We start from the raw sequence: 26,526 nt of genomic DNA on the forward strand, positions 1-26,526 counted from the left end.
GATTAAAGTTTAACATTTACGCCAAGCGAGAATATCTTGTCAAGCGGGTATAAATAACCGTAATTAGCAGAAGGGTGTTCCGGATCGAGGTATTTCAAACCGGTTACGGTTAATACGTTATAGCCGTTAACAAATATCCTGGCGCCTTTAATACCTGCCTTTTTAGCTGCGCTGGCAGGTATGCTGTAACCAATCTCGGCCGATTTTAACCTTACGTAAGCTGCACTGTGAATATTTGACAGCGAGTTTGTATTGGCTGTTGTTCCGGTTAAAGCAAAAGTACCTGGTACCCATACCGTGTTAGGATCATAAGGATCGGCCTTAGGATCAGCTGGGTGATATCTGTCCATAAACATACCTAAAGCGCTGCCGCCACCCCAAAGCGGGATGTTCAACTGCTCAATGTATGATACGTTAATGCCTGCAGCACCTTGCAACACAGCATTAAAATCAAAGCCTTTATATGAGCCGCCCAGCGTTAAACCAAAGGTTGTTGCAGGGGTGCTATAGTTATTGTTACTTACGTTTTGTGAAATAGGGTGAACATCCTGATCGTTAATAACACCATCGCCGTTCCAGTCCTGCAGAATATAATCGCCAACTACTGTATTTCGTGATACATATTGCGGGCTGTTCAGGATCTGCTGATAGTTTTGGAACTGACCATCGGCACCATAACCCCAGAATATATTGTTATACCTATTATCATTATTGTTGTGCCAGTTTAACTGTGAGTTGCCATAAGGCGGATGTATTTTATAAAGCCACATTGAACGGGTGTAACCAAAAGTACCTTTAACCATGTAGTTGAAAGCGCCAATGTGGTTACGGTGGTTAAGCTCAATATCAAAACCTTGGGTACGATCAGAGTTCAGGTTTTCTTGCGGTAAGCCTACACCTACTGCTCCCGGCAGGTTGTTAAACCTTGTATCTAACAAGCCCGTTCTGTTACGTCTGAACACATCAACTGTAACACCCAGTAAACCATTCCAGGCGGCAAGGTCGATACCGGCGTTGTAAGTTTTTGATACCGTCCAGAAAATATAAGGGTTGGCAATACCTTTATTTTGGGCACCTGAAACAAAAGCTCCGTCAAATACCGAACCTGGCGTAGTAGTATTATTACCACCCTGGGCAGGGTAATAATAGCCCGAAAGGTAACTGTAACCATAGTTATCCGTGTCGTTTCCTAACTGAGCGGCCGAGAAGCGGATTTTCAAATCGTCAATAAATGATAATGCTGAAGTATTTTTCCAGAAGTTTTCCTGCGAAACACGCCAGCCTATAGACGCGCCAGGGAAAAAGCCCCAGCGTTTAATTGGTGAGTTTTTAGAGTTGGCATCGTCCCTGAAACTAAATTCAAACAGGTATTTTGATTTGTAATCATAGTTAACACGACCAACATATGAGCGGGTTACGTAATCAAATGGGTAGCTGTTATCAACCGTTGCGGTTTGGTTAAGTGCATTACCCGAAGCCAGCTGATCAATAGGTAGTGAAAGCTGACGCATGGCGTTGAAGTTATCACCTTTTTGCTCGCCCTCTTCGTAAAGTGCCAGCGCGCTAATGTTATGGCCTCCAAATGAGCGGTTATAGTTTAATGATAACTGCATCAGCGTGTTTGGCTTCTCATAAAACTGCCTTGTAACAGCACTTGGCGATTGATTGGCTATAGCCTGGTAGGTATTTGAGTTTGCATCATAATTATACTGATTGTAGGCTTTTTGAAAAAGCTTGTTGCTTGAAAAGTAATAATCATAATTATACATTCCTTTAGCGCTTAAACCCTGTACAAACGGTACATTATAAGTAGCCGATACTGATGTTTGCAACCATTTGTTGCCTATTTGTTTGTAACCATCAACACTGGCATCAGCCATTGCAACCGGGTTTGAGCCGTCAACCTGTCCGTTACTTAAATAGCCCGGATTATCATTTGCATAAATACCCTGTGTAGGGATTTGCCTCCAGAACGAACGGATTATCCACCAGGCATCCTGGTATGGCTGGTTCTTTTGCTCAAGGGTACCGCTCAAGTTCACATCAATCGTAAGATTTTTGTTGATGCGGCTGGTAATATTTGAGCGAAGATTATACTTTTTATAATTCAGGTCACCGCTTTTAAAAAAGCCGTTCTGATCGGTAATACCCATACTGATAAAGTAGTTGGTATTCTCGCTGCCACCGCTGGCGTTAAGATTGTGCTGCTGCTGCGGGGCGCTTTTGCCAAATACGGCGCTATACCAATCTGTGCTTTTTTTAGCACCACTGGTGTAAGCCTGAAAATCGGCATCGGTATATTTTACCTGTCCGCCGTTTACGTTATGCAAAAGTTGCTCATTAACCAGTGTCATAAAATCAACTGCGCCTACCGGTTTTGGCATATAAGCCGGCACCTGCCAGCCGTAAGTGCCGGAGTAATTTAGATCAACCGCTCCTTTTTTCCCTTTTTTTGTAGTTACGATAACCACACCGTTTGCAGCGCGCACCCCATAAACCGCCGCCGAAGCATCTTTCAATACTGAAATGCTTTCGATATCGTTTGGATCGAGCCTGGTTATGTTGTCACGCGGAACACCATCAATAACAACCAATGGGGCACCAAAACCGCGGATATCAAAATCGTTGGCAAATGAGCCAGGTTCGGCCGATTGTTGGGTAATACGCACACCAGCTATTTTACCGGTAAGCATATTTAGTGCGTTTTCGTTTTTGGTAGTCACGATTTCGCTGTTTGTAACCGCAGCAATAGCGCCTGTTACCGATGCTTTTTTCTGTGTACCGTAGGCTACCACAACAACCTCGTTCATATTGGTAGCATTGGGCTGTAGTTTTACAGCGATGTTTTTTTGATTACCTACGGCAATTTCCTGCTGTGTGTAACCTAAAAAACTAAATACTAATGTCTGACTTGGCTCGGCATTGATACTGAATTGGCCATTAAGGTTGGTGGTAGTACCATTGGGGGTGCCTTTAAGCTTTACACTAACGCCGGGAAGCGGCAGCCCTTTTTCATCATTTACAACACCGGTTATTTTGCTGCCCTGAGCAAAAGCCGATGTACACATGGCTAAAATTAAAAGGACAGTAATACAATATTGCATTACCCCTTTCACTTTAGCACGATAACGGATGCGATGGCATCCATCATAATTGGTAAAATTTTCGTACATAAATAATTGGTTAATGGGTTTATAACTCATGCCTCGAGGAAAGCAAAAACCATTAAACAGGGATGGTTAGGCCCGCTTAATGCATATCATGTTTTCCATTTGGCGGGACAATGATATAGCGGGTGGTATTAAAACGAGGGTTAAAAAAGGGGTTAATTGGGCTAAAATTTTATTAACCGTACAAAAATTAACCGCTTTTTTAAGCGGAGGAGGGCAAACTAATGAAATACTACCGCAGGTTTAGCGATAGGGGAAGCAATGGGCGCTATGAATAAAACTATGTCATTGCGAGCGTAGCGTGGTAATCGCACGGAAGCGCAGCCGCCCTGTATAGCATGCGATTGCCGCGTCGCGCCCGCGCTCATCCCAGTCTCGCTCCTTGCAATGACATGATTTTTTTCTTCTCTGCTGCCGCGGGTTTAGCGATAGCGTAACCCGTGGTTGATATGCGGTAAGCTTTCAGCTTATATCATTAAATGCGGTTCAGCTGAAAGCTGAAATCATGGTTACCACGGGTTGAAAACCCGCGGTAGCATTAAATGCCGAAGGCCTGTCTTGCGATGCAAAACAGGCCTTCGGCTATAGTTCCCCCTTTAGGGGGTTAAAACACCCTGCAAAGTAAACCTTTTAAATACTCACCTTCGGGGAAGGAAGCACGTACCGGATGGTCTTCGGGCTGGTGGAACTGGTAGATAAATTGCACCTGCTTACCGGCATCAAGCGCGGCCCAGGCTATTACCTGTTTAAAAGTTTCCATATCCATAGCTCCAGAGCATGAATAGGTAGCCAACAAACCGCCCTCGTTAAGGAGCAGCATGCCTAAGCGGTTCAAATCTTTATAAGCTCGTGAGGCACGGGTTAATGCCGAACGCGATGGTGCATATTTAGGAGGATCCAGCACAATAACATCAAACTTTTCACCCTCATCCCTGAATTTACGAAGCTGAACATTCACGTCGGATTTAATGGCTGTATGTTTAGCTGCATCCAGTTTATTTAACCTGATATTTTCGGCCAGTGTTTCAATGGCCAGTGCCGAACTATCTACACTGGTTACCGAAGCTGCACCTTCTTTAAGGCTGTTTAGTGTGAAACCACCGGTATAGCAAAAGCAATCCAGTACTTTTTTATTTTTCGCATGCATAGCCAGGACATGACGGTTATCCCGCTGATCGCAATAGAAGCCCGATTTTTGGCCTTCGGTGATATTGATCCCGTATACAACGTTGTTCTCCAAAACTTCAACCAGTTCAGGCGGCGGGCTGCCAGCAAGTACTTTATTTTCTGCTTCGGCCAAGCCCTCGTGAGCGCGGGAGGCATTATCGCTTTTATCTGAAATACTTTCGGGGTTCAGCAGCTTTTTGAGCTCATCTATAATAACAGGCATTACATTTTGAATCCCAGAGGTGAGTACCTGTACCGCTAAATGGCCTGCGTACTTATCAACAATAAGTCCTGGCAAATAATCAGATTCGCTGAAGATAAGGCGGCAGGTGTTTGTTCCGTTAGCCAATATGCTATCCCTACTTTTAACTGCTGTTGCCACTTTTTCGCGAAACCAGGCTTCGTTTACCTGAACATCCTTGTTCCACTCCAGCAGGCGCAACGTAACCCTCGACTGATCGTTATAAAAACCATAGGCCATAAATTCGCCCTGCGTATTTACTAAGCGAACCACATCGCCATTGGCAGGTTTGCCTTTTACTTTTTCAATCGCCCCTGAAAATACCCAGGGATGCCTTTGCAGTACGGCTTTTTCTTTACCCTTCTTTAATATAACGTCAATCATGGGTGCAAAGGTAATAAAGCGCTGGTAATTTTGGCCTTGTGGAAACGTTCCATCCATTTGTCGCGTATTTATGATGTGGCTTCTAAACCTTGAAAATATTTTTACGTCATACACAATAATATCCGCATTAAAACATTTGGTATCTTAGATTCGAAAACTATAATCATGAAAAAAACTTACGTACTCCTGTTCAGTATGCTGATAGCTTGCTGTTGTTTTAGTTCAAAATCATACGCCCAGATTCCCCGCATACCTGAGGCCAGCTCAACACAAACCATTATCCAGGACTTCGGATTAGGAAAAGTAACCATCACTTATTCCCGCCCAAACGTTAAAGACCGCAAAATATTCGGCGGCATCATCCCTTACGGCGAAGTTTGGCGCACCGGTGCTAACGCTGCAACCACCATCACCTTTACCGAAAAAGTTGTTATTGAAGGTAACCCTGTACCTGCCGGGACTTATTCCCTGTTCAGCATCCCAAACAAAGGCGAATGGACTATCATCCTCAACAAAGTTGTAAAACAATGGGGAGCTTACAGCTATAAGCAAGACCAGGATTTTTTGCGTTTTAATATAAAGCCAATCCGCGTAAGCGAAAAACGCGAAACGTTTACGATGGCCTTTGTTAACTCAACTACCAAATCAACCGACCTGGTTTTGGTTTGGGACAAAACCGCGGCCTATATCCACATGGAAACCGACGACGACGCCAAGATCACAGCCAATATCGACGAGTTGATGAAAGGCGACCGTAAGCCATATTATTTTAATGCCATCCAGTACTATTACGAAAACCATAAAGATGTTGATAAAGCATTAGGCTGGGTTTACGAAGCCGAAAAAATTGAGCCTAAAGGCCCCTGGTACAAGCTCTGGGAATCGCGCCTGTTGTTACGTAAAGGCGATAAAGCCGGAGCTATAGCTGCTGCCGAAGCTGGTATAGCCTTAGCCAATGCCGATAAAGATGAAGAATATGCCCGCTTGAACCAGGAAGCGCTGGATCAGGCTAAGCAGTAAACCCCTCCCAACCCTCCCCAAAGGGGAGGACTTTAAAAAATAAAAGGTCCGTTTCTCATAAGGAAACGGGCCTTTTTATTTGCATGTAATTTAAACTAAAAAAATGCCCCGGAGGGGCATAAGGTTTGTAGCATTTAATGTAAAGATTAACAAATTGCCCCAGAGGGGCAAAACAATCAATTTGTAGATAAATGATTCGACTAATTTGAGATTTCCTGAGTAGATGTTGATTTAGGAGGTGCCATTACGCTAATAACCCATGCGATAATGATGAGCAGAAGAGCGCCGATAGCATTAAGCCACAAATAGGCAATTACATTATAATACCCCATAAGGCAGATCAATGCTTCGGTTATAATAGCGGCTATAAATACAGCGGTACCTTTTATCTTCTTGAGATAAAAAGCTACGATGAATACACCAAGAATGGTTCCATAAATATAAGAACCCAATTGATTTACCGCCTCCAGCAGGTTACCGATGCGACTGGCGTACAATGCCATGCCGATGCAAACCACCCCCCAGAATACCGTTGCCAGGCGCGATGCATTTAAATAGTTCTGATCTGTAGCATTAGGGTTAATAATGCGTTTGTAAATATCAACCACACTTGTTGAAGCCAGTGAGTTTAAAGCACTTGCGGTTGAACCCATAGATGCCAGGAAAATAATAGCCATCAGTAAGCCGATCAACCCTTTGGGCAAATACTGCGTTACAAAAGAGAGGAACACATAGTTGGTATCATTATCGTCGGCCTTGGGGTTATTCTTTTTCATCAGTTCAATGGCGTTTTGCCTGATGGTGTGGGCCTTGTTATCAGCTACCTTTAACTGATCCTGCGCGTGGTTAATACGGTCTTGATTTTTACTGTCGATGGCTTTTACCAGTTCATTGGCTTTGATCTTCTTTTGCTCAAAGGCCTGGGTATATTGCTGGTCGAGAGAGTTATATTGTGCTGCGTAATTACTGTTTTTAATCTGCCTTACCTCATACTGGTTAAAAAAAATTGGTGGCCGGTTAAATTGGTAAAATGCAAACACAAGTATACCGATCAACAGGATCAGGAACTGCATCGGGATCTTGATCAAACCATTCATGATCAAACCTAAACGGCTTTGCCCTACCGAACTGCCTGTTAAATAACGCCCAACCTGGCTCTGATCTGTACCGAAGTAGGAGAGTTGCAGGAAGAAGCCCCCAATTAATCCGCTCCAAACGGTATAACGGTTATTCGGGTCAAATTTCCAGTCTATTACATTCATGCGCCCCATTTTACCGGCCATCTTAAGCGAGCTCATGAAGCTCACACTATCTGGCAGCAGGTAAACCACCAGCACTCCTGCCAAAAACATGCCCATAAAAATAATGCTCATTTGCATTAGCTGGGTGTATGATACAGCCTTGCTTCCGCCATAAACTGTATAAATAATTACCAGGCCGCCTATAAAAAGTGTAGTATAAACGGTGTTGATATTTAATATGGTTGAAAGGATGATAGAAGGTGCATAAATAGTGATGCCGGTAGATAAGCCCCGCTGCACCAAAAAGAGGAATGATGTAAGCGCGCGGGTTTTGAGGTCAAATCGCTGCTCTAAAAACTCGTAAGCAGTATAAACTTTAAGGCGATGAAAAATAGGAACAAAGGTGATGCAAAGCACAATCATGGCCAGCGGCAGCCCGAAGTAGAACTGCACAAAACGCATCCCATCCGAATAGGCCTGTCCCGGCGCCGAAAGAAAGGTAATAGCACTGGCCTGCGTAGCCATTACCGATAAGCCCACATGGTACCACGGCAATGAACGGCTGCCCATCAAAAACTGGTCGATATTTTTATTGCTGCCGCTTTTCCATATGCCATACAGCACTATAGAAAATATGGTAAGGCCTAAAACAATCCAGTCGGTTAAACTCATTCAAAGAATTTGGTAATGAGCCAGAATACTAAAACTAAAAAAACCAGCCATGCAGCAACAATGCCGTAAAACTGGTTCCAATTTTTTATAAATGAGGGCAGGTCAGGATCAGGCCTCTTCATTACGGCCACGAACTAACACGGCGATAAATGCAGCAGCAGTTAATAAACCTAAAACACCACCTACAAAAATCCAGGTAAAGCCTTTTTCAATAATACCGCCTACAAATAGGCCCGAAACTAATCCTACTAAGTAGTATATGTAATCAAAGTTCTCTTTTTCTTCTTTATGGTGTCCCATGATGTTATGTATATGATTGCGACAAAAATAGGTGATTAATTGAATTTTACCAAAGTTTGTTTTGTAAAAGAATTATAATAAACTATGTCATTGCGAGCGCAGCGCGGCAATCGCAAGGAAGCATACACGCCCTGTATAGTATGCGATTGCTTCGTCGTTTCTCCTCACAATGAGACAGTCGTAAATTATTGATTATTAATATTTTCCTTGATTCAATCTTATAAAAATGGGCGTTGCCTGCGGCCCGTGCTATCCGCTTATACTGCACAGGCATTAGCCACAAGGCCGGTATCCGCTACTATCACTAACGCGGCCACCGCGCGCCATCGCTAAAATATATTTTATACCTCATCACGCTCTTTTTAGGATTTCCCGGATGGTTACCCGCAATAGAATCCAGACTTACGAAGTTTTTAAAACTTCGTAAGTCTTCTGCTTTTACCATTTACCTACAAGAAATTTCCTTTTTAGGGGCCGGGACACCTACCAAATCTTCACCCTTTTATCCGGATCAATCCACATCTTGTCACCTTTTTTAATATTAAAAGCTTTATAAAACTCCGGCACATCACTAAACGGACCGTTCACCCTTAAAAAGCCTGGAGCATGTACATCTGTCAGAATCTGGTTGGCTAACGACTCATCGCGCTGCTGGCCCAGCCAGCCGAGGGCGTAGCCTAAAAAGAAGCGCTGCATTGGCGTAAGCCCATCAATGAGCTTACCTTCTTTGTATTGCTGGGTCTTTTTAAAAGCGTCAATGCCTAACACAATTCCGCCCAGATCGGCAATGTTTTCGCCTAAGGATGCTTTGCCATTTACGTGCAGGCTGTCCAGTACCACATAGCTGCTGAACTGGTCGGCCAGCATGTTGGCGCGTTTAGTGAACTTTGCCGAATCGGTTGGCGTCCACCAGGCCCTAAGATTGCCTTTGGCATCAAACTGGCGACCTTCATCATCAAAACCATGGGTAATTTCATGACCAATGGTTGATGCCGCTACATAACCGTAAGCTACCGCGTCATCCACCTCGCTATCTTTTACCCCCGGAATGCTGAACTGTGCCGCAGGCAATGTGATCTCATTATTTGAAGGACTATAGCTTGCGTTATAGGTCTGTGGTGTCATGCCCCATTCAGTATGGTCAACCGGCTTTCCCAGTTTATTGATATTAAACAGGTAAGCCCAGTGCCGGGCCTGCATCACATTACCGGCATATGATTCGCGGCTGATCTCCATGCTCGAAAAATCCTTCCATTTATCGGGATAGCCAACTTTAGGGTGGATAGCATTGAGCTTGGCTAAAGCTTTCTGTTTGGTTTCGGGGCTCATCCAATCCAGTTTGGCAATGTGCTCGCGGTAGGCCTGGCGTATGGCCTCAACCATATCGGTATAACGTTGTTTTGCCTCCGCCGGGAAATATTCTTTCACAAAAAGTTGTCCCAACAGTTCGCCCATTAAACCGTTTTCGGTATCCAGTACCCGTTTCCAGCGGGGTAGCTGTTCCTTGCGTCCTGATATTACCTTGCCGCTAAATCGGAAACTTTCGGCATCCGCAGCAGTGTTAAGATAAGGGGCGTATGAGGAAATCAGTTTCCAGCGCAGGTAAGCTTTCCAGTCATCAACAGAAAACGTGCTAAGCGCGGTATTCACCGCTCTATAATACTCCGGCTGCCCAACAATCACCGTATCAATTGGCTGCTTATACTCCAGCTTGCTGAACATTACAGGCCAGTTGATATTGGGTGTAAGCTTGCCCAGCTGGGCTATGGTCATTTTGTTATAGTTGCGATACGGATCGCGCAGGTTTTCGAGCTTGCGGCTGCTGTCGGCCAAAAACTTCTCAATTTTAAATACGCTTGCTGCTCCTTGCGTCGCTTTTTGCTCATCCCATCCTGAGAGCTTCAACATGGCCGGCAGGTGGTTGTTCATGTAATCCGTTCGTACTTTGGTGGTACGGGCATCGGTTTTAAAATAATAATCACGGTTAGGCAGTCCTAAACCCGATTGCCCCAATTGCACGATGGTTTTAACACTGTTTTTGGCATCCTGACGTACACCGCTGCCTATAATATTGCGGGTGCCGGTGGTAGTTAACACGGCTGCTGCGTTCAGGATCCCTGCTATATCGTTAGCCTGGTCAATAACATCCAGCTGTGCTTTTATGGGGTTGATGCCTTGTTTTTCGATATTGACTCTATCCAGTCCGGTGTAATAAAAATCGCCTATTTTTTGGGTGGATGTGCCTTTTGGGGCATTGGCCTTCAGTGCATCTTCGTTGATCTTTTTCAGCCTGTCGCGCAGCTCTTCGGATACTACGTTGCCTATGCCCCAGCTTGAGTATGCTGCCGGTATGGGATTACGTTTAAGCCAGCCGCCGTTGGCATATTTAAAAAAATCATCGCCCGGCTTTACCGATTTATCCAGATTATCGTAAACTGGGTCGGTGGGTTTATCGGTAGTTTTTGTTTGGTAGGCGCTCAGGGCAAATAAAGCCAAAGCAGCTCCGCCAAAGAGGGTTCCTTTGTAAAGTTTGGTCATGTCAACGCTTTTTAACAAATTTAATAAAAACAAAGGCCTTGTCTGAACCCGAATTTTATGAAATTAGGAGAATTTTTGGAATTTTCCTGGCATTCTGCCAACTCCTTTAATTCCATAAAATTCCGGTTCAGACAACTACTGATATTACTCCCCATTTAGGGGGCTGGGGAGCCTACCATATCTTCACCCTCTTATCCGGATCAATCCACATTTTATCACCTTTTTTAATATGGAAAGCCTCGTAAAACTCAGGCACATCGGTAAAGGGTCCGTTAACACGCATAAAACCGGGAGCGTGCTCATTGGTAAGGATCTGGCTTGAGAGTGATTCCTTTCTGTCTTGGGTAAGCCAACCTAATGAGTAGCCTAAAAAGTAACGCTGTAATGGAGTTAAACCATTAATAAGTTTACCTTCTTTATATTGTTGGGTTTTCTTGAAGGCATCAAGGCCTATTACAATCCCGCCCAAATCAGCAATATTTTCGCCCTGGGTGGCTTTGCCGTTTACATGCAAACCGTAAATGCTGTACCCATTAAACTGATCGATAAGCATTTTGGCGCGCTGGCTGAATTTTACCGAGTCCTGCGGTTTCCACCACGCTTTCAGGTTTCCGGCGGCATCAAACTGGCGGCCCTGGTCGTCAAAACCATGGGTCATTTCATGGCCTATGGTTGATGCAGCAGCATAGCCGTAAATAATGGCATCGTCAATATTCTCATCCTTATAACCGGGGATAGTGAAAATGCCGGCTGGCAATACAATTTCGTTATTTGATGGATTATAGTAGGCATTGTAGGTTTGCGGGGTAATATCCCACTCGGTACGGTCGACAGGTTTGCCCAGCTTAGCCGCACTGAAGTTATGCCACCATTCGTTTGCCCGCAATACATTGAGTGCATAAGAGCCACGATTGATCTCTAATGTCGAAAAATCCTTCCATTTATCCGGGTAGCCAACTTTCGGGTTCACCTTTGATAGTTTGTAATAAGCTTTCTCCTTGGTTTCGGGGCTCATCCAATCCAGCTTTTCAATATGCTCCTTAAAGCTGGTACGCATTTCTTCAACCAGTTTTACGTACCGCTCTTTTGTTTTTTCGGGGAAATACTCTTTTACGAAGATCTGTCCCAATACCTCGCCCATCAAACCATTTTCGGTATCCAATACCCGTTTCCAACGTGGAAGTTGCGCGGTACTGCCCTCAATTACTTTCTCATAAAAACGGAAGATCTCCTGGTCAAAAGGCTTGCTCAGATACGAGCCGAAAGCAGTGATCAGGTTATTACGCAGGTAATTTTTCCAATCATCTATCGAATAAATTTTCAGCGCCTTATTCAGCGCCCTGTAATACTCTGGCTGCCCTACAATTACGGTATCGGAATTTTTGTAGTCCATCTTTTCAAAGGTGGGTTTCCAGTCAATATCCGGGGCCAGCTTGCTCAAAGCGGCAAGCGTCATTTTGTTGTAGTTATGATACGGATCGCGCAGATCTTCCAGCTTGCGGCTGCTATCAGCCAAAAAAGATTCAAGCGAGTAGGTTTTTCTTGCCGCTGCTACTGCTTTGTCGGCAGGTAAGCCGGCCAGTTTAAACATTGTCGGCAGATATTTATTTTGATAATCGTTACGGATAGCCACACTATGCTCATCCTTATTAAAATAATAATCGCAGTTAGGCATACCTATGCCCGATTGGTATAGGCCCAAAGCCATTTTTGAGCTATTTTTAGCGTCCTGACCAACATAAGCGCCAATAGGTTGCGTTACGCCAATCCTTTGCAGGTGTGCAAACTCATCAACCAGGCTTTTGATATCTGTTATCCGGTCAATTTTGTCCAGCTCGTCCTTCAGTGGTGAAAGGCCTTGCTTTTCGATATTAACCGTATCCATCCCACTGAAATAGAAATCGCCTATTTTTTGGGTGTTGCTTCCCTTCGGAGCATTGGCCTTTAGAGCATCTTCGTTGATCTTCTTCATCCTGTCGCGCAGCTCCTCCTGCACAACATTACCAATACCCCAGGAGGCGTATGCCGCCGGGATTGGATTTTTACGCAGCCAGGTGCCGTTGGCATATTTAAAAAAATCGTCACCGGGCTTTACGGTAGTGTCCATGTTATGGATCACGGGGTCGCCGGCTTCGTAGGTTTTTGTTTTGTCTTCATGGCTACAAGCACTGAGTAAAGTGCCAAGAGCTACAGTGATCAGGGATAAGGAACGGATTTGTTTGTTCATTTTTTAGGTGTGTGTATGAATTAAAATACAACGACTGTATGGTAAAATAGAATTTAGGACAGCGTTTTTTTCTAAATATGATAATTTAATATATCCCCTGGAAGAAACCTGCTAAAGAAACATCAAAATAATAACAAATTTTACGAAGTGTTTCCAACCGGATATCAATAATACCTGATTCGAGCCTGGCAATATTTATGCGTGTTTCATTAAAAAACCGCTCCTGAGTAACCCGGTTTTGCTTACGCAAAGTTTTTATCTGTAAGGCAACTTTTCGTTTAAACGCGTTATCTGCATCGTTAAGACATTCAAAATCAGTTAAAAGCATGGACGGATCGGCTTATTTAATAGTTTATATTTTTTGTAAAAGCTAAAAATAAAATAACATCAATAAATTTTATATGCAGATATTATTCTTTTATAAAAATTGACAACTAACGTTTAAACATGAAATATTAATGCCACAATTTTATAATTATGGCAAAAGATTTGTATAGAAATATTCGCCCTGTATCATCTGTGAAAAAAAAGAAATTTAGTAACATCTACCTGTGAAAAATTAAAATTGAATTCTCAGACGCCCAAGTTGAGATTTTTTGTTCTTTGTTTTGGGTTTAATCAATAGTTTAAATTAATTAGGGGAAAGGGAGCTTCAAAAAAAGCTCTCTTTTTTTGTTTATAAAATTTACTATGCATGCATAGTAAATTTTATATATTTATGTTTTAATTATATCCATGTATTTTGAACTGACCGAAGAACAAAAAATGATTCGCCAGGCTGCCCGCGACTTTGCGCAGGCAGAATTGAAACCTGGTGTTATTGAACGCGACGAGCTGCAAAAATTCCCAGCCGAACAAATTAAAAAACTTGGCGAACTTGGTTTCCTGGGCATGATGGTATCCCCCGTTTATGGCGGTGCAGGCATGGATGCCATATCATATGTGCTGGTAATGGAAGAGCTTTCAAAAATTGATGCATCTGCCTCGGTAGTAGTATCGGTAAATAATTCGCTGGTATGTTATGGGCTTGAAAAATATGGCAGTGAGGCGCAAAAGCAAAAATATTTAATGCCGTTGGCCAAAGGCGAATGTATTGGCGCTTTCTGCCTTTCAGAACCAGAGGCCGGCTCTGACGCCACATCGCAAAGTACTACCGCTATTGACATGGGCGATCATTACCTGCTCAATGGTACCAAAAACTGGATTACCAATGGCGGTATGGGATCTACCTATATTGTAATAGCCCAAACTGATGCAGCCAAAAAGCATCACGGCATTAACGCCTTTATTGTTGAAAAAGGAATGCCTGGCTTTACTGTCGGCCCTAAAGAAAACAAAATGGGCATTCGTGGCTCGGATACCCATTCGCTGATGTTTACGGACGTTAAAGTGCCCAAAGAAAACCGCATTGGCGAAGATGGCTTTGGATTTAAGTTTGCCATGAGCGTATTGGATGGCGGCCGCATAGGCATTGCTTCGCAGGCTTTGGGTATAGCATCCGGTGCTTATGAATTGGCTAAACTATATGCTAAGGAGCGTAAAACTTTTGGCAAGCCACTGGCCGATCACCAGGCTATCCAGTTTAAGTTGGCAGATATGGCTACCGAAATAGAAGCTGCCCGTTTAATGTGCCTTAAAGCAGCCTGGCTCAAAGACCATGGAAAACCCTATGCCCATGCGTCATCAATGGCCAAATTATATGCATCTGAAGTGGCTATGCGTACTACTACCGAAGCAGTACAAATTCATGGCGGATACGGTTATGTGAAGGAATATCACGTTGAACGCCTGATGCGCGATGCCAAAATAACGCAGATCTACGAGGGAACATCTGAAATTCAAAGAATTGTCATTTCGCGCGGATTGTTGAAATAACGGCGTTGTTTTTATACCTTTGAAAGTATATAGATTAAGTAGACTATATATTTAAGTATGACTTTCAAAAATATCGCGGCCGGTATTTGCGGATTATTATTTCTGCAAACCGGCTTTGCTCAAACTAAACTAAAAACCGGCGAATGGCGAGGTGCGCTTAAAACTAAATCAGGCACCGAAATTCCTTTCAATTTCGAAGTTAACAACACCGGCGGCAAACAACAATTAGCTATCATTAATGGTGCCGAGCACTTTAAAGTAACAGATGTTGCCACCAAAGGCGATTCGGTTTTTATTCATATGCCTTTATTTAATTCCGAGTTTAAACTAAAACTTAATGGCGATAGCCTTAACGGTAATTGGGTGAGGCACCTCGCCGATAATGACCTTTTAGTTCCGTTTAGCGCCGTACCTAATACATCATGGCGCTTTTTCAAAAATCCGGAAAAACCGGCATTTAATATCGGCGGACGCTGGTCGGCAGTGTTTGGCGAGGGAGAACGGGCAGATACCACTGTTGGTGAGTTTAAGCAGGATGGCAATAAACTTACCGGGACCTTCTTAACTACTACCGGCGACTATCGTTATCTTGAAGGTTCTGTTAGTGGTAATAAACTCTACCTGTCTACTTTCGACGGAGGCCACGCCTATACTTTTACCGCTACTATCAGCGACGATAAAACGCTAACCGATGGTAAATTTTACGCCGGGTATTCTTCAGTGCAGGCATGGGCTGCCCTAAAAGATGAAAATGCCAAACTGCCCGATGCATATTCCCTTACATCACTAAAACCCGGTTACAAAAAATTAGCCTTCAGCTTTAAAGACCTTGATGGCAAAACCGTTTCGCTTGATGATACCCGCTTTAAAAATAAAGTAGTGATTGTACAGATCCTGGGCTCATGGTGCCCAAACTGCATGGACGAAACCGGCTATATGGTTAATTACTATAAAAAGTATCACAATAAGGGTGTTGAAGTAATTGGCCTTGCTTATGAGCCTACTACCGACTTTGAAAAATCAAAGAATGCGCTGCAGCAGGTAAAAGACAGGTTTAAAGTAACCTACCCGCTGTTGATAACCGGCTTCACCAGCGATAAAAAACAAACCGCCCAAAGCCTGCCTATGTTATCAAAAGTGGTTGGCTTCCCTACCACTATTATTATTGATAAAAACGGCGACGTACAAAAGATCCATACCGGTTTCAGCGGCCCGGGTACCGGCGAGCATTATACCGAGTTTATCAGTGAGTTTGAGAAGTTGACGGATGATTTGTTAGCAGCCGTTCCTGCTCCTTAAAACAGGGGTTAATTGTCGGTCTATCTCAACAAAAAAGAAAAATCATGTCATTGCGAGCGCAGCGTGGCAATCGCATACTGTACAGAGCGGCTATGCCTCCGTGCGGTTGCCACGCTGCGCTCGCAATGACATTTTTGATATCAACTTTCTTTTTCAGATGGGGCGACTTCTACCCCAAAATACGCCTCCAACTCATTCAGCGTCGATGAACTTGTCGCAATATCCTTAATGATCACACCCTTTTCCATTAGCAGGATCCTGTCACACACATCGGTGATGTGATTAAGGTCATGACTGGATACTATGGTAGTTACGCCTTTGTTTTTGTTGAGGTCCTTAAGGAGATTTTTAAGCCTGAATTGGGTACTGGGATCTATATTGGCAAAAGGCTCATCCAGCATCAGCAGCTGAGGCTCTTGCAACAGGCAAGCGGCAACACCAACCTTGCATTGGTTACCTTTTGAAAGATCACGGATGTATTTACCCTTCTTCAGGATCTCGCCGTTAAAGAAATCGGTGAGGCCGGTTAAAACATCATCAACGTGTGCACGATTGAGGTTGTGTAATCCGCCTATGAAATAAAAATATTCTTCGGGAGTGAGGTAGTCTATTAAAAAACCTTCATCGAGATAAGCTGCGGTATAATCCTTCCATTTTTCATGACCGGCTACCACTTCGCCGTTAGATAAGATCTCGCCGCTTTCGGCACGAATGAGATCAAGCACCATGCGAAACAGCGTGGTTTTACCCGCGCCATTGTTACCAACAAGCCCAACGCTTTCGCCTTTGTTTATTTGCAGAGTGGGTACATCTACAACGGTAATGCCGTTATAAACTTTTTTTAAATTTCTTACTTCAATCATTGTTTATTTATTTCTGAAGCCTTCGGCAATGGTATAACGCTTTTCTATAAAATCTTCTTCCAGTTTTTTAACCCAAAAATCGCGGGTTAAAACAAATATGATCCCCGTAGCGGCCAGCATCGTCAGGCCAATATTGGCGTGTTTAAACAGTGAGAAAGGCAGGTAAATGACATAGGGTGTAATCATCAACGGGAACGAGATCAGCATCTGCGTAGCACCTACACCTTCCCAGTTAAATGATGCCCCTTTTGATAAATTGATGCTTTTAGCATTGCGATTGGCAAAAAACAGCACTATGGTTGTGTTAACACCGATATTCCACAGGTACATTACAAAATGCACTAATACTATACGCCAGCCAAAATAGGCGTAAGGCGTAGTGAGAATAAAGGCAACAGTTGATACCATGGTAAATAGCAGGTATTTTGCCTTCAAGAAATCGCGGAAATTAATCTTGCTTACCAAAATGCCATCGAAATGAGCACCCTGCCAGCTGTACATGAACTGACCGTAATTTATAATGAAAATCCCCGTCATAAACATCCCCACAAAAATATACCAGGTTTCGCCATAATGACTGTTGGTATAAAATATGAGCCCGTAAAACATAAAGAACAAGCCCATAACCAGGGCCGAACGCGGCCGTTTGTTACGGAAAATCAATTTGAGTTCATTGGCCACCAGGTCGCCAACTTTGCCAAACCTGCTTAACAACGGAAACTCAGTACTGCTTTTATAGGCCGAAGCTTTGCGCGAGCTTAATTCCTCCAGGTAAAGATTTTGTTTTAGGTAAGCAAAGTTGATGTAATACATAGCAATAGCAAGCACAACTGGTAACAATGCCAACGCCGGTTTACCGAGCAAATGACCGAAGTACAAATAAGAAACATTGCGTATCGAATACAGGTGAAAACGGAAATCGCCGGTGATAATAAGGGCCAGTAATGCTACAAATACCAGGAAAACCCAGCCGTTTAAATTAGCCTTGCGTTTAATAAACAAGGCCAGGTAATTGTTGAAAAGCATAAAGCCTAAAATGGCCAATATAAAAGCCAGTGCTGGTAAACCGCCCGAATCGGTAAGGATTATTTTTAAAATAAAGGGAAAAAAAAGGATAACAGGCCAAAGGTTAAAGGCCGAAAGCATAGCCGTAAATGCCAGGTATAACACTACTGTGTTACGTTTGATGGGTAAATGCAAATATGGCTGTACCCTCAATGTGGGCAGTTCCTGCAGCTGCATACGCATTACCAGATCGAACAAAAAGTAAAGAAGGAGGATACCGCAAAAAGAGATCACTATATCATCATGCGGAAAAGCCCCGGCCAGGAACTTATCTAAAATTAGCCCTATAAACAAAATGCACCCAAACAGATACAGAATAAGCAAAGCCATTACCACGCGAATAGCAATACTTTTACCTGTATTTTTTGACCGCCAAAAAGCTTTGAGTTCGTGCCCGAGGAAGGTAGTGATCATAGATATAGACAGTTAAAAGTTAAGGTATAGGCTTAGTTTAAGATATACCTTTTGAAAGCGAAGCTTAAATTACTTTATAATGCTCGATTTAAGAAATAATAAACCCATTTTCCGGAATACAAGCTTTAACAAACCAAGAACCAAACTCAGTCAATTCAATCTGAGTATGAATATAAGTTCCTGTTTGTTTTTTTTCCACCCGAATAGCTTCCTCATGCGTCTTCTGCCAAAAAACAAGATTCAACGATTTCATGTGCTCTATATACATATTGAAGTTTTCAAGAAATACTATTTTCTCCTTTGGAGTAGTATCTTTTTTTACAATAGTATTTATAAACCTTTTGCCATCCTCCCTTAAATCCATTGTATAATCATAATATATACAATCTTTGCTGAGTGCATATAATAACATTGCTTCATCAGGTGATAACTGGTCGATTATATGAAAAAAGGCAGGATGAGCGTCATTGATTCTTTCCTTATCAATAGCTCTTGATAAAAGATTTAGATATAAATCGGTTAAATAGTTATTCTCTTCTAAATATTTGAGCCTCTCAATTATAGGTCCACTAATAGACGCTGGAGCTTGTATTTGATTGGCTTCAGGTACAGAAGCACGTACTTTTTCAAAATATTTAGTTATTCTATCCTGATAGTTTGCTGATAGTTGAAACGGTAAAGTAAATAATCGGAGTGATTTCATCAAATCAGTTAACATCTTACCAGCTTCCTGAACTGATCCAGAAAAACCATCTTCGTATATTCTTTTAATAGTCTCAGCGCCTAAAATATTCCCGAGCTTTTCCAGATCTGCCATAAGATATTAGGTTTATAATTAGTATTTATACCTGTCGCCCCAAAGTTTTCTTAACTTTTCTTTTGATTCGTTTTCGCGCGCATTGTTACCGGGATCGTAAATTTTTGTTCCGCGGATGGCATCGGGCAGGAAATCCAGATCGGTAAAATTGCCCTCGTAGCTGTGCGCATACTTGTAATCCTTGCCATAGCCTATGTTTTTCATGAACTTGGTTGGCGCATTACGCAAATGCAGCGGCACTGGCAAATCGCCGGTTTGGCGCACCAATGCAATAGCGGCTCCGATAGCCGTAGTAGCCGAGTTACTTTTGGGCGATGTTGCCAGGTAAATAGCCGTTTGCGATAATATCAACTGTGATTCGGGCATACCTATTTTGTTAACGGCCTCAAAACAGCTTTGGGCAAGCAGTAACGCATTGGGATTTGCATTGCCGATATCTTCGGAAGCCAGGATCAGCATACGGCGGGCAATAAATAAAGGATCTTCGCCACCTACTATCATACGGGCCAGCCAATAAATCGCCCCGTTGGGGTCAGAACCCCGCATAGATTTGATAAAGGCCGAAATAATATCATAATGCTGCTCGCCGGTTTTATCGTACAAGGCCATGTTTTGCTGCACATGTTCCAGTACAACCTCATCCGTCAATACAATTTTTTTTGAATCGAACGCGTTTACCAGTAATTCAAATATATTAAGCAGCTTGCGGGCATCGCCTCCCGAGAGGCGCAGCAAAGCCTCGTAATCTTTTATGTTGATGTTTTTGTCCTTTAAAACCACATCCTCTTTCATCGCTTTATTCAGCAAGTCGATGAGATCCGTTTCGGAAAGCGGCTGCAAAATATAAACCTGGCATCGCGATAGTAAAGCCGAAATCACCTCAAATGATGGGTTCTCGGTAGTAGCGCCTATCAGTGTAACTATCCCCCGTTCTACAGCACCTAATAAGGAATCCTGCTGCGATTTTGAAAAACGGTGGATTTCATCAATAAACAATATCGGCAATACTTCTCCCTGCTGTTTTAGCAGAGATGCTTTTTCTATTACCTCCCGCACATCTTTTACGCCCGAATTGATTGCGCTCAAAGCAAAAAACGGCCGAAATAGCGATTGTGAGATAATATAAGCCAAGGTGGTTTTACCTACCCCCGGCGGCCCCCAGAATATCATTGATGGTAACGAACCCGACTCAATTGCTTTACGCAGTACCGCTCCCGGCCCAACAAGATGTTTTTGCCCAACGTAATCATCAAGCGATTTGGGCCGCATACGTTCGGCTAATGGCGGGAGGTTATTCATAAAAGTAAAATTCAGAAAAGAAAACGCTAAATCCTAAAAAAATTAGTAAAATAATGAATACTGGGGATAATTAAAGAGGTTTTTAAAATCCCCTCTTGAGAGGGGGGGCGAAAGGATTGAGCGGCAGCAGGGGGGTGTTTCTGCGATTGGCTCTGAAGCAGCCCCCCTCTCCCAAGAGACTATTGTGTGTACACATCTTTGAAAAAAAATGTCATTTCGATAGAGCTGGGGCGGGCTGAGAGGTGGAGCGAAAGAGAAATCTTCTACATCGAGCTCTACAATTATACCTGTAAAAGCAGGGCGTAGAAGATTTCTCCTCACCTCCGCTGCACAACCCCACCCTTGGTTCGTCGAAATGACATTTTTTTCTATTAATGATAAAATTAAAAAGATGTGTAAACACGGTAGCTCAAGAGGGAAATCGCACAGCCCGAATTTTCCCTAATAGAAGGCACTCTCAAATGATTCAACCAAAAAAGGCTGCCTCCATTACGGAAGCAGCCTTTATAATATATATTGAATTTTTATTAATTACTGTTGGTTAGGGTTTTGATCGCTGTTGTTATCTTCAGGATCGTCTGATGGTGTACCTACAATTTTGTAAGCTTTGTTATCACCATTTTGAGTTTCCTGGTAGTAATAACCATCTGGCGATACAAATAATTTTTCGCCATTGATTTTGATCTTCCTGCAATCAGGAGGCAATTGGGTTACAATGTCGCCAATTTGCGGGCCCTGATCAACGCTACCGTTGTCGCCATTACCCTGATCGGTATTTAATTGACCATCTTTACCGGCAATCACATAAACAGTCGAGCCGTCGTCTTTGGTATATGGCTGATAGTAAACACCGTTTAACTCGTAGTACTGTTCGCCATTGATCATGATTGATTCAGCTCCTGATGGCAAGGTTTTTATTTCGGCACCAATTGGTGGTTCAACAACTGTATATTGATCGTTGTACTGACGATAGTACAAACCATCGCTGTAGTAATACTGATAATCGCCCCACCAGAAAGGATAGTAGCCATAAGGTAAGAAACCTATGCTAAAACCTAAACGTGGGTAATAGAACGAATTGTAATAGTTACGGTATGGATAGTAGTAGTGATTACCAAAATAACCGCCACGGCCACCGTAAGCATAAGTACCGGGATAAACCCTGCGGCCACCATAAGCGTATGAACCGCCCCTGTAATAAGTACCACGACCACCGTTATAAGCGCGCCTGTCGACAGTTGCATAACCACCGCGGCTACCGCTATAAACACGTGCAGTGCTACCATAGCTACGTTGCGGCGCAATAGCCGAACCGTTTGGCCTAATGCCGCCATAGCTGCGTTGTTGCGGAGTGCCATAGCTGCTGCGCGAGTCAGTACCGTAGCTACGTTGTGGTGCTGCTATTGCAGTACGTGTACTACCGTTAAACGAGGTTGACGGGCGTGAAAAACTACCACCTGAAGAACGGGAAAAACTACCGCCTCCGCCACCACCGCCTGACGATCTTGAACCGCCCCCGCCGCCACCACCGCCGCCGCGAGAACCACCGCCGCCACGTTGTGCATCAGCATTAAATGCCAGGGATAAGCTCAATAAGCCCCCTAATGCAATTGTTAATAGATTTTTATATGTCCTTTTCATGATGAAAAATTTTTAACTGATCAGCACAGTAATTTTGCTGATATAAATATATAGACTATTAAATGTTTAAACGGTTTAACGCGTTTTAAATTATTTTTACTCAAAAAGCGAACCAATACTATCTATACGTACCAGTTACTGCTTTCGCTACTCCAAATCCTCGGCAATGAACAAAAAATCCTGCTCAAACTGCAAGGTAAAAAAGCCATCGTGCGTGGTTTGATACCTGTTATTACCAATAGCTTCAAGCCCGTTTAATTGCAAGCCTAAAGGATGTGAAAGCAATTCAATGAACTCGCCTGCCGGTTTCCATTTGCTGAACCCCGGATTAACCGGATAAATTTTTTGCTGCGCCCTGAAAATCACCAGGTTTATTTTATCGGCATAAAACAAAAACTCTTTCAGCTCCAGCGCATCTGTAATCACATTAACCGATGGGTAATTGTGCATTACCAGGTATTTTAAAGCTGTGCCTGCAGCATTATTATCCATGCCCAAAGGCATCTGTTTTACATCCGACTGCAAATCACCTGCATCACCATCGCCTATTATCCAGTCAACCTTTATGCCCGAGGCATCCAGCTTTTCGGCTGTATCCGTTGTACAGATCACTGTTGGGCTCCATTCCAGCAGCTGTCCAAGCATTTCCTCATCAAAAGTATCCATACTTAAAACCAGTAAAGCAGGCTCCTGTTTTTCGCGAACTATATGATGTGATGACATTGCTAATGTAGATGGAACAGATGAATATTAAATGAAAATATAAAGATGGGGTTTTTATTGATTGGTGAAGCTAAATCAATGTTTTATGACGGTAGAATAATATAAAAGGTCACCTTTTTATTTACAGGGTATTAATGGTAAATAAACCTCGTCATGAAAAAAAAGATTTTACTGTTTGTGCCTTTATTATTTACAGGCTGTATTATGGATTATTATGACAACAGACTGTCTGTTATTAATCAATCGCCGGTTAGCATTGCAGTAGAGATCGTCAACGATACAACCAAACGAACAGAAAATAACATCGAATATTATCAATCACATGCAATAGCGCCCAATGACACCGCCTTTATAACAAAAGCAGGTAAAAATGCGTGGCTTCAGTATATAGACGAAAGCAAAGACAAAACTTTATATATCTACATTTTCCATATTGATACCCTAAACAAATATCAAAAAGGCGGAGCCGATATGAGCTATTTGCTTGGGAGCAAGAAATATTTAAAGAGACTTGATTATACGCTTTATGAATTAAAAAAGTCCGATTGGCAGATAAAATATCATTAAACCATTATCAATATACAGGCTCAAGATTCGCAGTCAGATCTCGCCTAAATAGGCTCTTATACGCGGGGTAACAAGAAATCCATAGTCGCTGTTTTCTTCGGACTGTAAATTACCAAATGCCCAGTATTCTAACAATGCGATATGCTCATGCGTTTCGGGGTCTATTATTTTTTTTATAGATGTCCAATAAAAATCATCGTCGTCGGGATCATATTGTAGCAGATCATCATAGGAAGCTATTATCAAAGCTAAAAAAGCTCTTTTAACAGATAAAGTTAAGTCATAAGCCTTAAATGTGGCTAAAAACTCGCTTAATCTTGCCGGGTCAGCCAATTCGATATCCCAATCCTGTTCATCACCCCTCGCGGGCAGGTTTAACAACTTATTGAGATAATCAGTATCCTCTTTATATAAAATATACATCCGAAAATTTAATACATCTTCCTGTAAAACTCCTTAACCATTGAAGCCGGATCGGCCGCCATATTGATGGCCGATGATACCGCAATACCATCGATCCCCGTTTGAAGCAAAGGTTCTACATCATCTACCCGAATACCGCCAACAGCTATTACGGGGGTTCCGATACTTAGCTTCTCCAGTTGACGGTATCCGCTAAACCCAAGCGGATGGTGCTTAGCAGGCTCCTCTATATTAATGGCTGCAAACGGTCCGTAGGCGTAATAATCAACCACCCCGGCACTTTGCAGCTTTAACAACTCACCCGTATCCGCAGCAGATACGCCAAGGGTTTTATCGGTTCCGATAACCCTGCGGATTGTTGGCAGGTCGGCATCTGCATCGTCAATATGCACGCCCTGGGCGTCAACACGGTCAATCAGGTCATAATGATTGGCAATGATGAGGGTTGCGCCCCATTCATCGCAAATTTCGGCTATCTCGTTTATTTCATCAATCAGCTCATCTTCGGGCCTGGTAAAACAACGGTATTGTACCCAGTTTGCCCCTGCACTGCAAGCCATCTGCACCTGTTGTACATGGCTAAAACCAGGCAGGTCATGTGTAAGATAATGAAATTTAGAAATGTATTTTTTCATCTTATTAGTTCCGAAAGTCGGTCATGCCCGAAAGTCGGAAAGTTTTTAATTATTAACAGAAAAGCCCGAAAGTTTTTGTTGTAAACTTTCGGACTTTTCCGTCTTTCCTGACGCTCGGATTAAATAAACTTAGTTTTTCAGCGCTTCACTAATAGTTTTACCTACGCAGCCATTAGGTGCCTGGATATGCAAGAGTGATGCTACAGTAGCCGAAATATCCGTCATGTGTGTTTGGCGGGTAAGGCTGCCATGTTTAATACCCCAGCCCATAAACACCAATGGAATGTGCGAATCGTAAGGGTTCCAGGTACCGTGCGTTGTACCGGTTGGGCCACGGTCATTTGTACCATGACCGGTATACCATGCCGGTTTCAGGATGATCTGGATGGCCCCGCTATGCTCGGCATTATAGCCGTTAATGATCATGCTGCGCAAATCATCAGGAACATTAGCTTCCTGTACCTTTTGCAGATCAATTGCATAAGCAATACCCGGTTGTTTTTTCAGGTATGCAATACAATCCAATTTTACAGCATCTTCGCTAACACCTGCTTTTGCAAGTGCTGCGTTATTAAAGTTAACCTGGTAATTATCCATGCTGATGATCAGGTTATCTACCTTGTATTTATCGCTGATCATCGCGTTCATTTCTTTAGCAGCTTTGCCATCGTCCCAAACACCGGCAGGGATGTTATGATCTTTCAGGAAATTGGGGTTATGCGCAGCACCATGATCGGCACTCAGGAAAACCGAATAGTTGCCTTTACCTACAGTTGCATCCAAATAATTGAAAAACGCAGCCAGGTCCTGGTCAAGCCTTAGGTAGGTATCTTCAGCCTCAACCGAGTTAGGGCCAAACTGGTGACCAACATAATCTGTTGATGAAAGGCTCACGGCTAAAAAGTCGGTTACGGTATTTTTACCCAATTTTTCGCCCTCGATAGCTGCTTTTGCCAAATCAAGCGTCATAGTATTACCGAAAGGTGTTGAGCGGATCATGCCGATACGACCTTTATAAAGTTCAGAGGTTTTAACCGGTAAGGTTGGTGTAGCTGCACCGGCAAATTTGCCTTCATAACGGTCGCTGTTATCAGGCGCGCTTTGTATATAGGTATCAACAGGATATAGTGAGTTCCAATCCTGTTTCAGGTATTTTTCGGCAATTTTTTGATCGTTAAAAGTTTTAACCCACGCAGGCAGATTACTCATATAATAAGTACTGGTGATCCAGTTACCGGTAGCATCGTCAAACCAGTAAGCAGCATTGGCCGAGTGACCGGCAGGCAGGATACCACCGCGGTCTTTTAATGCTATACCAATAACTTTTGAACGGAAGTTGGTGGCCAGTCTCAACTCGTCAGTAACTGTGCTAACCAGCAAGTTGCGCGGCGACATTTGTCCGGCTTTTGAGGTACTGCCAACAGCTACTACGGTGCTGTCATCTGTGCAATACATGGATTTACCTGTGGTCTGGATAATAAAATCATTACCCACGATGCCATGGATAGCAGGGATAGAACCGGTATAGATACAAGTATGACCTGCTGCCGTTACCGTAGGAATATAGTCGATATTGGTGTTTTCGCAGGTGAAGCCTTCATTAAGCATGCGTTTAAAACCACCGGCCTGGTAACGGTCATAATAGCGGTACAGGTAATCCCAGCGCATTTGGTCAACCACTAAACCCACAACCAGTTTGGGGCGGGGAATTGATGCAGATACCGGGGCAGTTGTTGTAGTTTTCTTTTTTTGTGCCGATACCGAAACGGTAGCGAAAGAGAGGGAAATAAGCAGCAGATGTTTAAACTTCATCGCGAAAAAAGATTTTTGATTTCGCCAAATATCAGCAAAGCATTTAAAATGCAATATGATGTTTTTGTTAAATATGGGGATTGTTACAAACGCGTTTATTGTTTAAAACGCGGCCTGTTCAGGAAAACTTTGT

20 protein-coding genes are annotated in these 26,526 nt (G+C 43.1%); 4 read left to right on the plus strand and 16 right to left on the minus strand.

Annotated elements, in window-relative coordinates; all coding sequences use genetic code 11:
- Nucleotides 1-2 precede the first annotated feature (2 nt).
- Both BMX50_RS07400 and BMX50_RS07405 read right to left on the minus strand, forming a co-directional pair.
- A complete protein-coding gene (locus BMX50_RS07400) occupies nt 3-3,173 on the minus strand; it encodes a SusC/RagA family TonB-linked outer membrane protein (RefSeq protein WP_167667840.1) in 3,171 nt (1,056 codons plus the stop codon).
- 601 nt (nt 3,174-3,774) lie between these two features.
- Nucleotides 3,775-4,962, minus strand: a complete 1,188-nt coding sequence (locus BMX50_RS07405) for a class I SAM-dependent rRNA methyltransferase (RefSeq protein WP_091210345.1) — start codon at nt 4,960-4,962, stop codon at nt 3,775-3,777.
- Between the two features lie 165 nt (nt 4,963-5,127).
- On the opposite strand from BMX50_RS07405, the gene BMX50_RS07410 reads away from it, so the two are divergent.
- Nucleotides 5,128-5,982: a DUF2911 domain-containing protein gene (locus BMX50_RS07410; RefSeq protein ID WP_091209708.1), complete on the plus strand. Its 855-nt coding sequence runs from the start codon at nt 5,128-5,130 to the stop codon at nt 5,980-5,982.
- A gap of 200 nt (nt 5,983-6,182) precedes the next feature.
- Here BMX50_RS07410 and BMX50_RS07415 read toward each other — a convergent pair whose 3' ends face one another.
- From BMX50_RS07415 to BMX50_RS07435, 5 genes are all read right to left on the minus strand, one after another.
- Nucleotides 6,183-7,895, minus strand: coding sequence for a sodium:solute symporter family protein (locus BMX50_RS07415; protein ID WP_091209710.1), 1,713 nt, complete (start codon nt 7,893-7,895; stop codon nt 6,183-6,185).
- A 108-nt stretch (nt 7,896-8,003) separates the two neighbouring features.
- Nucleotides 8,004-8,195: a hypothetical protein gene (locus BMX50_RS07420; RefSeq protein WP_091209712.1), complete on the minus strand. Its 192-nt coding sequence runs from the start codon at nt 8,193-8,195 to the stop codon at nt 8,004-8,006.
- A gap of 483 nt (nt 8,196-8,678) precedes the next feature.
- Entirely contained in the window at nt 8,679-10,733 is a 2,055-nt protein-coding gene (locus tag BMX50_RS07425; protein ID WP_091209714.1) for a M13 family metallopeptidase, read from the minus strand.
- A 172-nt stretch (nt 10,734-10,905) separates the two neighbouring features.
- Nucleotides 10,906-12,960, minus strand: coding sequence for a M13 family metallopeptidase (locus tag BMX50_RS07430; RefSeq protein WP_091209717.1), 2,055 nt, complete (start codon nt 12,958-12,960; stop codon nt 10,906-10,908).
- Nucleotides 12,961-13,045: 85 nt separating this feature from the next.
- Nucleotides 13,046-13,288 carry a helix-turn-helix domain-containing protein gene (locus BMX50_RS07435; protein ID WP_091209720.1) on the minus strand — a complete coding sequence of 81 codons (243 nt, stop codon included), beginning with the start codon at nt 13,286-13,288 and terminating at the stop codon, nt 13,046-13,048.
- A 407-nt stretch (nt 13,289-13,695) separates the two neighbouring features.
- On the opposite strand from BMX50_RS07435, the gene BMX50_RS07440 reads away from it, so the two are divergent.
- Both BMX50_RS07440 and BMX50_RS07445 read left to right on the plus strand, forming a co-directional pair.
- Nucleotides 13,696-14,835 carry an acyl-CoA dehydrogenase gene (locus tag BMX50_RS07440; protein ID WP_091209722.1) on the plus strand — a complete coding sequence of 380 codons (1,140 nt, stop codon included), beginning with the start codon at nt 13,696-13,698 and terminating at the stop codon, nt 14,833-14,835.
- Nucleotides 14,836-14,892: 57 nt separating this feature from the next.
- A complete protein-coding gene (locus tag BMX50_RS07445) occupies nt 14,893-16,134 on the plus strand; it encodes a peroxiredoxin family protein (RefSeq protein WP_091209724.1) in 1,242 nt (413 codons plus the stop codon).
- A gap of 140 nt (nt 16,135-16,274) precedes the next feature.
- Here the strand turns inward: BMX50_RS07445 and BMX50_RS07450 are convergent, their stop codons facing one another.
- The 6 genes from BMX50_RS07450 to BMX50_RS07475 form a co-directional block, all read right to left on the minus strand.
- The gene (locus tag BMX50_RS07450) at nt 16,275-16,997 is read right to left on the minus strand and encodes an ABC transporter ATP-binding protein (RefSeq protein ID WP_091209727.1); all 723 of its coding nucleotides are present in this window, start codon (nt 16,995-16,997) and stop codon (nt 16,275-16,277) included.
- A 3-nt stretch (nt 16,998-17,000) separates the two neighbouring features.
- Nucleotides 17,001-18,476: a DUF5687 family protein gene (locus BMX50_RS07455; protein ID WP_091209729.1), complete on the minus strand. Its 1,476-nt coding sequence runs from the start codon at nt 18,474-18,476 to the stop codon at nt 17,001-17,003.
- A gap of 88 nt (nt 18,477-18,564) precedes the next feature.
- Nucleotides 18,565-19,293: an Abi-alpha family protein gene (locus BMX50_RS07460; RefSeq protein WP_091209731.1), complete on the minus strand. Its 729-nt coding sequence runs from the start codon at nt 19,291-19,293 to the stop codon at nt 18,565-18,567.
- Nucleotides 19,294-19,311: 18 nt separating this feature from the next.
- A complete protein-coding gene (locus BMX50_RS07465; protein WP_091209733.1) occupies nt 19,312-20,592 on the minus strand; it encodes a replication-associated recombination protein A in 1,281 nt (426 codons plus the stop codon).
- A 531-nt stretch (nt 20,593-21,123) separates the two neighbouring features.
- Nucleotides 21,124-22,233 (minus strand): DUF6515 family protein, encoded by a 1,110-nt coding sequence (locus BMX50_RS07470; RefSeq protein ID WP_091209734.1) that lies wholly within the window; start codon nt 22,231-22,233, stop codon nt 21,124-21,126.
- A 147-nt stretch (nt 22,234-22,380) separates the two neighbouring features.
- Entirely contained in the window at nt 22,381-22,956 is a 576-nt protein-coding gene (locus BMX50_RS07475; protein WP_091209736.1) for a hypothetical protein, read from the minus strand.
- Between the two features lie 153 nt (nt 22,957-23,109).
- On the opposite strand from BMX50_RS07475, the gene BMX50_RS07480 reads away from it, so the two are divergent.
- The gene (locus BMX50_RS07480; protein ID WP_091209738.1) at nt 23,110-23,523 is read left to right on the plus strand and encodes a hypothetical protein; all 414 of its coding nucleotides are present in this window, start codon (nt 23,110-23,112) and stop codon (nt 23,521-23,523) included.
- A gap of 33 nt (nt 23,524-23,556) precedes the next feature.
- Here BMX50_RS07480 and BMX50_RS07485 read toward each other — a convergent pair whose 3' ends face one another.
- The 3 genes from BMX50_RS07485 to pafA all read right to left on the minus strand — a co-directional run bounded on the left by BMX50_RS07485 (nt 23,557) and on the right by pafA (nt 26,393).
- Entirely contained in the window at nt 23,557-23,946 is a 390-nt protein-coding gene (locus tag BMX50_RS07485) for a hypothetical protein (RefSeq protein ID WP_091209740.1), read from the minus strand.
- Nucleotides 23,947-23,954: 8 nt separating this feature from the next.
- Nucleotides 23,955-24,581: a thiamine phosphate synthase gene (locus BMX50_RS07490; RefSeq protein ID WP_091209742.1), complete on the minus strand. Its 627-nt coding sequence runs from the start codon at nt 24,579-24,581 to the stop codon at nt 23,955-23,957.
- Nucleotides 24,582-24,710: 129 nt separating this feature from the next.
- Nucleotides 24,711-26,393 (minus strand): alkaline phosphatase PafA, encoded by a 1,683-nt coding sequence (gene pafA / locus BMX50_RS07495; protein ID WP_091209744.1) that lies wholly within the window; start codon nt 26,391-26,393, stop codon nt 24,711-24,713.
- Between the last annotated feature and the right edge of the window lie 133 nt (nt 26,394-26,526).

The organism is Mucilaginibacter gossypiicola (assembly GCF_900110105.1).
Taxonomy (GTDB): Bacteria; Bacteroidota; Bacteroidia; order Sphingobacteriales; family Sphingobacteriaceae; genus Mucilaginibacter; species Mucilaginibacter gossypiicola.

Bases quoted from the DNA above. Each gene is read 5' to 3' on its own strand.
- BMX50_RS07400 (WP_167667840.1), bottom strand. From the start codon at position 3,173: ATGTACGAAAATTTTACCAATTATGATGGATGCCATCGCATCCGTTAT.
- BMX50_RS07405 (WP_091210345.1), bottom strand. From the start codon at position 4,962: ATGATTGACGTTATATTAAAGAAGGGTAAAGAAAAAGCCGTACTGCAA.
- BMX50_RS07410 (WP_091209708.1), top strand. From the start codon at position 5,128: ATGAAAAAAACTTACGTACTCCTGTTCAGTATGCTGATAGCTTGCTGT.
- BMX50_RS07415 (WP_091209710.1), bottom strand. From the start codon at position 7,895: ATGAGTTTAACCGACTGGATTGTTTTAGGCCTTACCATATTTTCTATA.
- BMX50_RS07420 (WP_091209712.1), bottom strand. From the start codon at position 8,195: ATGGGACACCATAAAGAAGAAAAAGAGAACTTTGATTACATATACTAC.
- BMX50_RS07425 (WP_091209714.1), bottom strand. From the start codon at position 10,733: ATGACCAAACTTTACAAAGGAACCCTCTTTGGCGGAGCTGCTTTGGCT.
- BMX50_RS07430 (WP_091209717.1), bottom strand. From the start codon at position 12,960: ATGAACAAACAAATCCGTTCCTTATCCCTGATCACTGTAGCTCTTGGC.
- BMX50_RS07435 (WP_091209720.1), bottom strand. From the start codon at position 13,288: ATGCTTTTAACTGATTTTGAATGTCTTAACGATGCAGATAACGCGTTT.
- BMX50_RS07440 (WP_091209722.1), top strand. From the start codon at position 13,696: ATGTATTTTGAACTGACCGAAGAACAAAAAATGATTCGCCAGGCTGCC.
- BMX50_RS07445 (WP_091209724.1), top strand. From the start codon at position 14,893: ATGACTTTCAAAAATATCGCGGCCGGTATTTGCGGATTATTATTTCTG.
- BMX50_RS07450 (WP_091209727.1), bottom strand. From the start codon at position 16,997: ATGATTGAAGTAAGAAATTTAAAAAAAGTTTATAACGGCATTACCGTT.
- BMX50_RS07455 (WP_091209729.1), bottom strand. From the start codon at position 18,476: ATGATCACTACCTTCCTCGGGCACGAACTCAAAGCTTTTTGGCGGTCA.
- BMX50_RS07460 (WP_091209731.1), bottom strand. From the start codon at position 19,293: ATGGCAGATCTGGAAAAGCTCGGGAATATTTTAGGCGCTGAGACTATT.
- BMX50_RS07465 (WP_091209733.1), bottom strand. From the start codon at position 20,592: ATGAATAACCTCCCGCCATTAGCCGAACGTATGCGGCCCAAATCGCTT.
- BMX50_RS07470 (WP_091209734.1), bottom strand. From the start codon at position 22,233: ATGAAAAGGACATATAAAAATCTATTAACAATTGCATTAGGGGGCTTA.
- BMX50_RS07475 (WP_091209736.1), bottom strand. From the start codon at position 22,956: ATGTCATCACATCATATAGTTCGCGAAAAACAGGAGCCTGCTTTACTG.
- BMX50_RS07480 (WP_091209738.1), top strand. From the start codon at position 23,110: ATGAAAAAAAAGATTTTACTGTTTGTGCCTTTATTATTTACAGGCTGT.
- BMX50_RS07485 (WP_091209740.1), bottom strand. From the start codon at position 23,946: ATGTATATTTTATATAAAGAGGATACTGATTATCTCAATAAGTTGTTA.
- BMX50_RS07490 (WP_091209742.1), bottom strand. From the start codon at position 24,581: ATGAAAAAATACATTTCTAAATTTCATTATCTTACACATGACCTGCCT.
- pafA (WP_091209744.1), bottom strand. From the start codon at position 26,393: ATGAAGTTTAAACATCTGCTGCTTATTTCCCTCTCTTTCGCTACCGTT.